Origin of the sequence: Enterobacter hormaechei subsp. hoffmannii, from assembly GCF_001729745.1 — a bacterium.
Taxonomy (GTDB): domain Bacteria; phylum Pseudomonadota; class Gammaproteobacteria; order Enterobacterales; family Enterobacteriaceae; genus Enterobacter; species Enterobacter intestinihominis.
Genome location: NZ_CP017186.1, coordinates 693732 through 705718, shown reverse-complemented (window position 1 = coordinate 705718; position 11987 = coordinate 693732). Strand labels below are relative to the sequence as shown.

The 11987-nt window shown below is 55.3% G+C and carries 10 protein-coding genes; 8 read left to right on the top strand and 2 right to left on the bottom strand.

The window, feature by feature from the left end:
• Positions 1-22 precede the first annotated feature (22 nt).
• Together rapA and rluA are read left to right on the top strand one after the other, a co-directional pair.
• Positions 23-2929, top strand: coding sequence for an RNA polymerase-associated protein RapA (gene rapA, locus BFV65_RS03310; protein ID WP_023299306.1), 2907 nt, complete (start codon positions 23-25; stop codon positions 2927-2929).
• Between the two features lie 12 nt (positions 2930-2941).
• Positions 2942-3601, top strand: a complete 660-nt coding sequence (gene rluA / locus BFV65_RS03305; protein ID WP_069596231.1) for a bifunctional tRNA pseudouridine(32) synthase/23S rRNA pseudouridine(746) synthase RluA — start codon at positions 2942-2944, stop codon at positions 3599-3601.
• Between the two features lie 31 nt (positions 3602-3632).
• On the opposite strand, the gene djlA is transcribed toward rluA, so the two are convergent.
• Positions 3633-4448 carry a co-chaperone DjlA gene (gene djlA / locus BFV65_RS03300; protein ID WP_023299305.1) on the bottom strand — a complete coding sequence of 272 codons (816 nt, stop codon included), beginning with the start codon at positions 4446-4448 and terminating at the stop codon, positions 3633-3635.
• A gap of 239 nt (positions 4449-4687) precedes the next feature.
• Here djlA and lptD point away from each other — a divergent pair, with 239 nt between their 5' ends.
• The 6 genes from lptD to apaH are packed head-to-tail and all read left to right on the top strand — an operon-like array spanning position 4688 to position 11417.
• Positions 4688-7039, top strand: a complete 2352-nt coding sequence (gene lptD, locus BFV65_RS03295; RefSeq protein ID WP_023299304.1) for an LPS assembly protein LptD — start codon at positions 4688-4690, stop codon at positions 7037-7039.
• Between the two features lie 53 nt (positions 7040-7092).
• Complete coding sequence (gene surA, locus BFV65_RS03290; RefSeq protein ID WP_003856417.1) at positions 7093-8379, top strand: peptidylprolyl isomerase SurA; 1287 nt, start codon at positions 7093-7095, stop codon at positions 8377-8379.
• A complete protein-coding gene (gene pdxA, locus BFV65_RS03285; protein WP_022647019.1) occupies positions 8379-9365 on the top strand; it encodes a 4-hydroxythreonine-4-phosphate dehydrogenase PdxA in 987 nt (328 codons plus the stop codon). Before surA ends, pdxA begins: the two co-directional genes overlap by 1 nt.
• Entirely contained in the window at positions 9362-10183 is an 822-nt protein-coding gene (rsmA, locus tag BFV65_RS03280; RefSeq protein ID WP_003856423.1) for a 16S rRNA (adenine(1518)-N(6)/adenine(1519)-N(6))-dimethyltransferase RsmA, read from the top strand. Before pdxA ends, rsmA begins: the two co-directional genes overlap by 4 nt.
• Positions 10184-10186: 3 nt before the next feature.
• The gene (gene apaG, locus BFV65_RS03275; protein WP_003856425.1) at positions 10187-10564 is read left to right on the top strand and encodes a Co2+/Mg2+ efflux facilitator ApaG/CorD; all 378 of its coding nucleotides are present in this window, start codon (positions 10187-10189) and stop codon (positions 10562-10564) included.
• Positions 10565-10568: 4 nt separating this feature from the next.
• Positions 10569-11417, top strand: coding sequence for a bis(5'-nucleosyl)-tetraphosphatase (symmetrical) ApaH (gene apaH, locus BFV65_RS03270; protein WP_022647017.1), 849 nt, complete (start codon positions 10569-10571; stop codon positions 11415-11417).
• Between the two features lie 39 nt (positions 11418-11456).
• Here apaH and folA read toward each other — a convergent pair whose 3' ends face one another.
• On the bottom strand, positions 11457-11936 hold the full coding sequence (gene folA / locus BFV65_RS03265; protein WP_003856431.1) for a type 3 dihydrofolate reductase: 480 nt from the start codon (positions 11934-11936) through the stop codon (positions 11457-11459).
• Positions 11937-11987: the final 51 nt, after the last annotated feature.

Sequence of the window (11987 nt, the reverse complement as noted above, 5' to 3'; positions counted from 1 at the left end):
TAAAGATTAGAGCCGAACAACTATGCCTTTTACACTTGGTCAACGCTGGATCAGCGATACAGAAAGCGAACTTGGATTAGGAACCGTCGTTGCCGTCGATGCGCGCATGGTTACCCTCCTTTTCCCTGCTACCGGTGAAAACCGCCTGTACGCTCGCAATGACTCCCCTGTTACCCGCGTAATGTTCAATCCGGGTGATACCGTGACCAGCCATGACGGCTGGCAACTGAAGGTTGAAGACGTAAAAGAAGAGAATGGACTGCTCGCCTACATCGGAACGCGTCTTGATACCGACGAGACGAATGTCATCCTGCGTGAAGTGCTGCTCGACAGCAAACTGGTGTTCAGCAAGCCGCAGGACCGTCTGTTTGCCGGGCAAATCGACCGAATGGATCGCTTCTCCCTGCGCTACCGCGCGCGTAAGTTCCAGAGTGAGCAGTACCGCATGCCGTGGAGCGGCCTGCGCGGTCAGCGTACCAGCCTTATTCCCCATCAGCTGAATATCGCCCATGACGTGGGCCGTCGCCATGCGCCTCGCGTGCTGCTGGCTGACGAAGTGGGCCTGGGTAAAACCATCGAAGCAGGCATGATCCTGCACCAGCAGCTGCTCTCTGGCGCTGCCGAGCGCGTGCTGATTGTGGTTCCAGAAACGCTGCAACATCAGTGGCTGGTTGAAATGCTGCGCCGCTTTAACCTGCGCTTCTCCCTGTTCGACGATGAGCGCTATGCCGAAGCCCAGCACGACGCGGACAACCCGTTTGAAACCGAACAGCTGGTCATTTGTTCCCTGGACTTCGTGCGCCGCAGCAAGCAGCGCCTGGAGCATCTGTGCGACGCTGAATGGGATCTGATGGTCGTCGACGAAGCGCACCACCTCGTCTGGAGCGAAGACGCGCCAAGCCGTGAATACATGGCGATTGAGCAGCTTGCCGAGCGCGTACCGGGCGTTCTGCTCCTGACCGCCACGCCGGAGCAGCTGGGTCTTGAGAGCCACTTCGCCCGTCTGCGTCTGCTCGATCCCAACCGTTTCCACGATTTTGAGCAGTTTGTTGAAGAGCAGAAAAACTACCGCCCGGTGGCGGACGCCGTCGCGCTGCTGCTGGCCGGTAATCGTCTCTCTAATGATGAGCTTAACACTCTCAGCGATCTGATTGGCGAGCAGGATATTGAGCCGCTGCTTCAGGCCGCGAACAGCGACAGCGATAATGCGGGATCCGCGCGTAAAGAGCTGATCGACATGCTGATGGACCGCCACGGTACCAGCCGCGTGCTGTTCCGTAACACCCGTAACGGCGTGAAAGGCTTCCCGAAACGCGAGCTGCACACCATCAAACTGCCGCTGCCGACCCAGTACCAGACGGCGATTAAAGTCTCCGGCATTATGGGCACCCGTAAATCTGCGGAAGATCGCGCGCGCGACATGCTCTACCCGGAGCAGATTTATCAGGAATTCGAAGGCGACACCGGCACCTGGTGGAATTTCGATCCGCGCGTGGAGTGGTTGATGGGCTACCTCACCGCTCACCGTTCCCAGAAAGTGCTGGTGATCTGCGCCAAAGCCGCTACCGCATTGCAGCTGGAGCAGGTTCTGCGTGAGCGCGAAGGCATTCGCGCCGCCGTGTTCCACGAAGGCATGTCCATAGTTGAGCGCGATCGTGCAGCAGCCTGGTTTGGTGAAGAGGACAGCGGCGCGCAGGTTCTGCTGTGCTCTGAAATCGGTTCTGAAGGCCGTAACTTCCAGTTCGCCAGCAATCTGGTGATGTTCGATCTGCCGTTTAACCCGGATCTGCTGGAGCAGCGTATCGGCCGTCTGGATCGTATCGGGCAGGCGCACGATATTCAGATCCACGTGCCGTATCTGGAGAAAACCGCCCAGTCGGTGCTGGTGCGCTGGTACCACGAAGGGCTGGACGCGTTTGAACACACCTGCCCGACCGGCCGCACCATTTACGATCAGGTCCATGGCGATCTGATCGGTTACCTGGCCGCGCCTGAAAATAGCGAGGGCTTTGATGAGCTGATTAAATCCTGCCGTGAGAAGCACGACGCACTGAAAGCGCAGCTGGAGCAGGGTCGCGATCGCCTGCTGGAGATCCACTCCAACGGCGGTGAAAAAGCGCAGCAGCTGGCCGAAAGCATTGAAGAGCAGGACGACGACACCAGCCTGATCAGCTTCTCCATGAATCTGTTCGACATCGTCGGTATAAACCAGGACGATCGCGGCGAGAACATGATCGTGCTGACCCCGTCCGATCATATGCTGGTGCCGGATTTCCCGGGCCTGCCGGAAGACGGCTGCACAATCACCTTTGAGCGTGATGTGGCGCTGTCCCGCGAAGACGCACAGTTCATTACCTGGGAGCACCCGCTGATCCGCAACGGTCTGGATCTGATCCTCTCCGGCGATACCGGCAGCAGCACCATTTCCCTGTTGAAGAACAAAGCCTTGCCTGTGGGCACGCTGCTGGTGGAGCTGATCTACGTTGTGGAAGCGCAGGCGCCGAAACAGCTTCAGCTTAACCGCTTCCTCCCGCCAACGCCGGTGCGTCTGCTGCTGGATAAAAACGGTACGAATCTGGCCGGCCAGGTGGAGTTTGAAAGCTTCAACCGTCAGTTGAGCGCGGTGAACCGCCATACCGGCAGCAAGCTGGTGAATGCGGTGCAACAGGACGTGCATGCCATTCTGCAACTGGGTGAAACCCAGGCCGAAAAAGCGGCCAGAGTGCTGATTGATGCGGCGCGCAGCGAAGCCGATGAGAAGCTTTCTGCCGAGCTGTCGCGTCTGGAAGCGTTGAAAGCGGTGAACCCGAACATTCGTGACGATGAGCTGGCCGCAATTGAGAGCAACCGCCAGCAGGTGCTGGAAAGCCTGAATCAGGCGGGATGGCGTCTCGACGCCCTGCGTCTTATCGTTGTGACGCATCAGTAAGCGGAGCGCAAAATGGTAATGGAGCCCTACAATCCCCCGATGGATCCGTGGCTGGTCATTCTGTATCAGGACGAGCACATTATGGTGGTTAACAAGCCGAGCGGCCTGTTGTCCGTGCCGGGGCGTCTGGAAGAGCATAAAGACAGCGTGATGACGCGTATCCAGCGCGATTATCCCCATGCCGAGTCTGTCCATCGTCTGGATATGGCGACCAGCGGCGTGATTGTGGTGGCTCTTAATAAGGCGGCAGAACGTGAGCTGAAGCGTCAGTTCCGCGAGCGCGAGCCGAAGAAGCAGTATGTCGCCCGCGTGTGGGGCCATCCGGCGCAGGCGGAAGGGCTGGTGGATTTACCGCTGATTTGCGACTGGCCGAACCGGCCAAAGCAGAAGGTGTGTTATGAAACCGGCAAGGCTGCGCAGACCGAGTATGAAGTGCTGGAGTACGCGCCGGATAATACCGCGCGCGTCCTGCTGAAGCCGATTACCGGGCGCTCCCACCAGCTGCGTGTGCATATGCTTGCGATGGGTCACCCGATTCTGGGTGACAGATTCTATGCGCCGCCGGAAGCGCTGGCGTTAGCGCCGCGCCTGCAACTGCATGCGCAGACGCTCACCATCACCCACCCTGCTTTCTGCAACGCCATGACGTTCAAAGCCCCGGTGGACTTCTGAAAAAATGGCCCGACACTGTCGGGCCATTTTTTTATTTAAAACCTTTCTGCTCTTTAATCAGCTCGTAGGCTTTCTGGATTTCCTGCGCTTTCTGTTTCGCCATCTCCATCATCTCAGGCGGCAGGCCTTTCGCCACCAGCTTATCCGGATGGTGCTCGCTCATCAGCTTACGATAGGCGCGTTTGATGGTCGTGACATCGTCAGAGGGCTTCACGCCGAGGACATTACAGGCATCTTCAAGCGTAGGACCACGCTGCGCCTGCTGCCAGCCGCCACCGGACGATTGCTGTTGATAACCGCCGCCAAAGTGCGCGCCGCCCTGCATCATGCGCAGGAACTGATCGAACTGCATGCGGGAAATGCCCAGCTCTTCAGCAATCACATACAGGACGTCCCGTTCATTCGGATGCAGAGAGCCATCCGCGAAGGCGGCCTGGATTTGAATTTCCAGAAACATCCGAATTAAATCAAAGCGCCCGAAGCAGATGCTACGGAACTGCCGCATTTTTTCACGCAGCGGGTAGTTATCCGCTTTACCAATCCTGAATGCATTCTGCGCCGCGACGCGGGATTCGCCGTGCAGATTCATGCGATCCATAAAGACGCTGGCAACCTGAATATCGGCTTCCGTTACGCGCCCTTTTGATTTGGTTAAGTGCCCCATCACCTCGAAGGTGGTGGAGAAAAAGAGTGACTGGCGCTCGCGCTGGTTGGCAAACCAGGCCATTTTGCGGCTGCGTGCTTTATCAAACATATGGCCGATAATGAGGCCAAGAACAACACCCCAGAATCCGGCACCCATAATAATTGCGAACGCAACGCCGATTATTTTACCCCAATACTGCATATACTCCCCGAATGGTCATGTTCCTGGCCGACGCAACGCCATCATTACAGTGGTCGCGCCACGGTCAATTGAGGGACATCGCCTATAATTTGCATTATCATACTCGTCATTCGATAGCGAGCCTAACACTCTGGCGCGCAAACGGGCAGGATTAACGCTGGTACTGCGCTGATGAGTAAGATAGTCTCTGAGCGTTTGTAAGCCGTAGCCACTGATGACGGAACAATAAAATACAACGTATGAAAAAACGTATCCCCACCCTTCTGGCCACAATGATTGGCACCGCCCTGTATAGCCAACAGGGGCTCGCAGCCGATCTCGCCTCGCAGTGTATGCTTGGCGTCCCAAGTTACAATCGCCCACTGGTGAAAGGCGATACGAATGACTTACCCGTCACCATTAATGCCGACAGCGCAAAAGGTAATTATCCTGACAATGCAACCTTTACGGGCAATGTCGATATTAACCAGGGAAACAGCCGTCTGCTGGCTGACGAAGTGCAATTGCACCAGAAGCAGCCGGAAGGTGCTCAGGCACCTGTCCGTACGGTGGATGCGCTGGGTAATGTGCACTATGACGACAATCAGGTCATCCTGAAAGGTCCGAAAGCCTGGTCGAATCTGAATACCAAAGACACCAACGTCTGGGAAGGTGATTATCAGATGGTCGGTCGTCAGGGGCGCGGTACCGCAGACCTGATGAAGCAGCGCGGCGAGAACCGCTACACCATTCTCGAAAACGGCTCGTTTACGTCCTGTTTGCCAGGGTCAAATACCTGGAGCGTTGTGGGCAGCGAAGTGATCCACGACCGTGAAGAACAGGTTGCAGAGATCTGGAACGCCCGTTTTAAACTCGGCCCGGTGCCCATTTTCTATAGTCCTTACCTGCAACTGCCTGTGGGTGACAAACGTCGTTCAGGCTTCCTGATCCCGAACGCCAAGTACAGCACGTCGAACTACTTTGAGTTCTACCTGCCGTACTACTGGAACATTGCGCCCAACATGGACGCCACGATCACGCCGCACTACATCCATAAGCGCGGTAACATCATGTGGGAGAACGAATTCCGCTATCTGACCAAAGCGGGCGCGGGTCTGATGGAGTTTGATTATCTGCCATCAGATAAGGTGTTCCAGGACGAACATCCGAGCGAAGGTGATAAGCACCGCTGGATGTACTACTGGAAGCACGCCGGGGTATTGGATCAGGTGTGGCGCTTCAACATCGACTACACCAAAGTCAGCGATCCGTATTACTTCAACGACTTCGACTCTAAATACGGGTCCAGTACCGACGGTTACGCCACGCAGAAATTCAGCGTGGGCTACGCCATTGAGAACTTTGACGCGACGGTGTCGACCAAGCAGTTCCAGGTATTTGATACGCAATCGCGTAGTACCTATGGTGCAGAGCCGCAGCTGGACGTGAACTGGTACCAGAACGATGTGGGTCCTTTCGACACGCACGTTTACGCTCAGGCGGTCCATTTCGTCAACACCAACTCGGATATGCCGGAATCAACGCGTCTGCATATCGAGCCGACGATCAATCTGCCGTGGTCAAACGACTGGGCAAGCCTGAATACCGAAGCCAAGCTGATGGCCACCCACTATCAGCAGAAAAATCTGGACTGGTATAACAAACGCTATGGCACCGATCTTGAAGAGTCGGTAAACCGTACGCTTCCGCAATTCAAAATGGACGGGAAGCTGATTTTCGAACGTGACATGGCTCTTCTCGCGGATGGATACACCCAGACGCTTGAGCCACGTATGCAGTATCTGTACGTGCCTTATCGCGATCAGAGCAAAATTCAAAACTACGACTCGTCCTTCCTGCAATCAGACTACAGCGGCCTGTTCCGCGATCGTACCTACGGCGGCCTTGACCGTATTGCGTCTGCTAACCAGTTAACGACCGGCGTCACAACGCGCATTTATGATGATGCTGCCGTTGAACGTTTTAACGTTTCTGTTGGTCAAATCTACTATTTCACCGAGTCTCGTACCGGTGATGACGACATTAACTGGGAGAAAGACAACAAAACGGGCTCACTGGTATGGGCGGGCGACACCTACTGGCGTATGACGGATCGTTGGGGTCTGCGCGGTGGTGTTCAGTACGATACACGACTGGACAATATCGCGACGGGCAGCGCTGCCATCGAATATCGTCGTGATGAAGATCGCATGTTGCAGTTGACGTACCGTTACGCCAGCCCGGAGTATATCCAGGCGACACTGCCAAACTATGCGAATACAGACCAATACAAAGACGGTATTTCACAGGTGGGTACCGCCGCGAGCTGGCCGATCGCCGATCGTTGGTCAGTCGTCGGAGCCTACTACTATGACACGAATGCCCAAAAACCTGCTGACCAGATGCTGGGTCTGCAATATAACTCCTGCTGTTACGCAATACGTGTCGGTTACGAACGCAAACTTAACGGCTGGGATACGCAAAACAGTCAGGGCAAATACGATAACGTGATTGGCTTTAATATCGAGTTGCGCGGCCTGAGCTCTAACTACGGTCTGGGCACGCAGCAGATGCTGCGCTCGAACATTCTGCCGTATCGTAGTTCATTGTAATGTGCTTGATTTACAACGTAATCCGCTTTGCGGTTAATTGAAATGGAAAAAGTATGAAGAACTGGAAAACGCTGCTACTCGGTGTCGCTATGGTTGCGAATACCAGCTTCGCGGCCCCACAGGTTGTCGATAAAGTCGCGGCTGTGGTTAACAACGGCGTCGTGCTTGAAAGTGACGTTGACGGTTTGATGAAATCTGTAAAGCTCAACTCGGGCCAGGCAGGTCAACAACTTCCGGATGACGCTACGCTGCGCCACCAGATCCTGGAACGTCTGATCATGGATCAGATTGTCCTGCAAATGGGCCAGAAAATGGGTGTGAAGATCTCTGACGAGCAGCTCGATCAGGCGATCGCTAACATTGCAAAGCAGAACAACATTACCCCGGACCAGATGCGTAGCCGCCTGGCCTATGACGGCATCAGCTATGCCACCTACCGTAATCAGATCCGTAAAGAGATGCTGATTTCAGAAGTGCGTAACAATGAAGTCCGTCGCCGCGTCACCATCCTGCCTCAGGAAGTGGATGCCCTGGCGAAACAGGTGGGTAATCAGAATGATGCCAGCACTGAACTTAACCTGAGCCACATCCTGATCCCACTGCCGGAAAACCCAACCTCCGATCAGGCGGCTGAGGCGGAAAGTCAGGCGCGCGCTATCGTTGAGCAGGCGCGTAATGGCGATGACTTCGGCAAACTGGCGATCACCTACTCTGCTGACCAGCAGGCGCTGAAAGGCGGCCAGATGGGCTGGGGCCGTATTCAGGAGCTGCCATCCCTGTTTGCCCAGGCGCTGAGCACGGCGAAGAAAGGCGACATCGTCGGTCCAATCCGTTCCGGTGTGGGCTTCCACATTCTGAAAGTGAACGACCTGCGCGGTCAGAGCCAGAACATTTCGGTTACCGAAGTGCATGCGCGCCATATCCTGCTCAAACCGTCTCCGATCATGACTGACGATCAGGCCCGTGCGAAGCTGGAACAGATCGCCGCAGACATCAAGAGCGGTAAAACCACCTTCGATAAAGCGGCAAAAGAGTTCTCTCAGGATCCTGGCTCTGCAAACCAGGGCGGTGACCTGGGTTGGGCGGCAGCGGATATTTACGATCCAGCTTTCCGCGATGCGTTAATGAAGCTGAATAAGGGTCAGATGAGCGCGCCAGTGCACTCCTCCTTCGGCTGGCATCTGATCCAGCTGATGGACACCCGCAACGTGGATAAAACCGATGCGGCACAGAAAGACCGCGCGTATCGCATGCTGTTTAACCGTAAGTTCTCTGAAGAAGCCGCAACCTGGATGCAGGAACAACGCGCCAGCGCTTACGTGAAAGTGTTGAGCAACTAATGAAACCGCATCGTGTTGTGATCACTCCCGGCGAACCCGCCGGGATTGGGCCTGACCTTGTGGTTCAGCTCGCCCAGCGCAGCTGGCCGGTAGAGTTGGTGGTCTGCGCAGATGCAACACTGTTACAAGACCGGGCAGCCTTGCTCGGTCTGCCTTTAACGCTCCTCCCTTACGTTGAAGGCCAACAGCCCGCACCGCAGCAGGCTGGTACTCTCACCCTGCTTTCAGTTCCGCTCCGTGCACCTGTTGTCCCCGGTGAGTTACACATCGAAAACGGCCACTACGTTGTCGAGACGCTGGCGCGCGCCTGTGACGGTTGCCTTCAGGGCGAATTTGCCGCCCTGATCACCGGTCCGGTGCATAAAGGCGTAATCAACGACGCGGGCATTCCGTTTACCGGGCATACCGAATTTTTCGAAGAGCGTTCGCACAGCCCGAAAGTGGTGATGATGCTGGCAACCGAAGCAATGCGCGTTGCGCTGGTAACAACGCACCTGCCGATCAAAGCCATTCCGGATGCCATTACGCCTGAACTCCTGCGTGAGATCATTGGCATTTTGCATCACGATCTGCAAACCAAATTCGGTATTCCGCAGCCGCATGTGCTGGTTTGCGGCCTGAATCCGCACGCGGGTGAGGGCGGACATATGGGCACTGAAGAGATCGACACCATCATTCCGGTGCTTGAGGAGATGCGGGCGAAGGGGATGAACCTCAGCGGGCCACTGCCTGCCGACACCCTTTTCCAGCCCAAATACCTGGATAAAGCCGATGCCGTACTCGCGATGTACCACGATCAGGGTCTGCCCGTGCTAAAATACCAGGGATTTGGTCGCGGGGTGAATATCACCCTCGGCTTACCCTTTATTCGAACGTCCGTTGACCACGGTACTGCGCTGGATCTGGCAGGCCAGGGAAAAGCGGATGTCGGCAGTTTTATCACGGCGCTTAATCTCGCCATCAAAATGATTGTTAATACTCAATGACTAATCGAGTCCATCAGGGCCACTTAGCCCGTAAACGCTTCGGGCAAAACTTCCTCAACGATCAGTTTGTGATCGACAGTATCGTTTCTGCCATTAATCCGCAGAAAGGCCAGGCCATGGTCGAAATCGGCCCGGGTCTTGCCGCGCTGACCGAGCCGGTAGGCGAACGCCTTGACGAACTGACCGTTATCGAACTCGACCGCGATCTGGCCGCGCGTCTGCAAACGCACCCTTTCCTCGGGCCGAAGCTGACGATTTATCAGCAGGATGCGATGACCATGAACTTTGGCGAACTGTCTGAAAAAATGGGACAGCCGCTGCGCGTGTTCGGTAACCTGCCGTACAACATCTCCACCCCGCTGATGTTCCATCTGTTTAGCTATACTGATGCCATTGCCGACATGCACTTCATGTTGCAAAAAGAGGTCGTTAACCGTCTGGTTGCAGGGCCGAACAGTAAAGCGTATGGTCGTTTAAGCGTGATGGCGCAATATTACTGCAACGTGATCCCGGTATTAGAAGTGCCGCCTTCCGCGTTCACGCCACCACCAAAAGTGGATTCTGCGGTTGTGCGCCTGGTGCCACATAAAACGATGCCGTATCCGGTCAAAGACCTGCGCGTGCTGAGCCGTATCACGACTGAAGCCTTTAACCAGCGCCGTAAAACGATTCGTAACAGCCTTGGCAATCTGTTTACCGTTGACGTGTTAGCTGAGTTGGGCATCGACCCGGCAATGCGTGCGGAAAATATTTCCGTAGAGCAGTACTGCAAGCTGGCTAATTACATCAGCGACAATGCGCCGCCGAAGGAGAGCTAAGCCATGATTGATTCGCCCCGCGTCTGTGTTCAGGTTCAAAGCGTCTACATTGAGTCCCAATCCACACCGGATGAAGAACGTTTTGTCTTTGCTTATACCGTAACCATTCGCAATCTGGGGCGGATGCCTGTGCAACTGCTCGGGCGCTACTGGCTTATCACCAACGGCAATGGCCGCGAAATTGAAGTCCAGGGTGAAGGTGTGGTCGGTGAACAACCCCATATCGCCCCTGGCGAAGAGTATCAGTACACCAGCGGTGCGGTCATTGAAACGCCACTGGGTACCATGCAAGGCCATTACGAAATGGTCGATGCCGACGGTAATGCTTTCCGCATTGCTATTCCTGTGTTCCGTCTCGCCGTACCTACACTTATTCATTAATCTAATGTCTACATATCTGATTGGCGACGTTCACGGTTGCTACGATGAACTGATCGCATTATTAAAACAGGTCGATTTTACTCCCGGGCAGGACACGCTCTGGCTTACAGGCGATTTAGTGGCGCGCGGCCCTGGCTCCCTTGACGTCCTGCGTTACGTCAAATCTCTGGGCGACAGCGTGCGGCTGGTACTGGGCAACCACGATCTGCATCTGCTGGCCGTATACGCCGGGATCAGCCGTAATAAGCCGAAAGATCGCATTACCCCCCTGCTGGAAGCACCGGATGCCGATGAGTTGCTCAACTGGCTGCGTCGCCAGCCACTGCTACAGATTGACGAAGAGAAAAAGCTGGTGATGGCTCATGCCGGCATCACGCCTCAATGGGATCTTGAGACGGCAAAAACCTGTGCGCGCGACGCCGAAGCGGTGCTGGCGAGCGACTCCTACCCGTTCTTCCTTGATGCGATGTACGGCGACATGCCGAATAACTGGAGTGATGACCTCAGCGGCCTGGCGCGGCTACGTTTTATCACCAATGCCTTTACGCGGATGCGCTACTGCTTCCCGAACGGGCAGCTGGATATGTATTGCAAAGATACGCCGGAAAATGCCCCTGCGCCGCTTAAGCCATGGTTTGCGATTCCGGGCCCCGTGACAAACGAATATAGCGTGGTATTTGGGCACTGGGCATCACTGGAAGGAAAAGGCACCCCGGAAAATATCTATGCGCTGGATACCGGATGCTGCTGGGGCGGGGATTTAACCTGCTTACGCTGGGAAGATAAAACCTACTTTGTCCAGCCATCCAACCGACAGCTGGATTTAGGCGAGGGAGAGGCGGTCGCCTCCTGAAGATGTTTATCCTCTCCCTTTGGGGAGAGGATAAAAACGTTAACGACGTTCCAGAATTTCGAAGCAGTAGCTGTGCGAGTTCTGCGCATCCGCATCGTGAAACTCACTGAATACGGACTCCCACTCGTCCGGATCGTAATCCGGGAAATGGGTATCCCCTTCCACTTCCGCATCAATGTGCGTCAGATACAGTTTCTGCGCTTTTGGCAGGAACTGCTCATACACGCGACCACCACCGATCACCATGATCTCTTCGGCATCGCCGCAGGCGGCAATCGCTTCATCAACGGATTTCACCCACTGCACGCGATCGTCAGTGCCCGGCTGGCTACTGATCACAATATTCTTACGACCCGGCAATGGACGACCAATCGACTCCCAGGTCAGGCGGCCCATCACTACCGGCTTGTTTAACGTAGTACGTTTAAACCATGCGAGATCGGCAGGCAGGTTCCACGGCATGGCGTTTTCCATGCCGATAACGCGGTCTACCGCCAGCGCTGCAATCAGACTGATCATTGAAAATTTCCCGGATGCAAAAAATTGCCGCCACTATACGGAAAGCTTAAT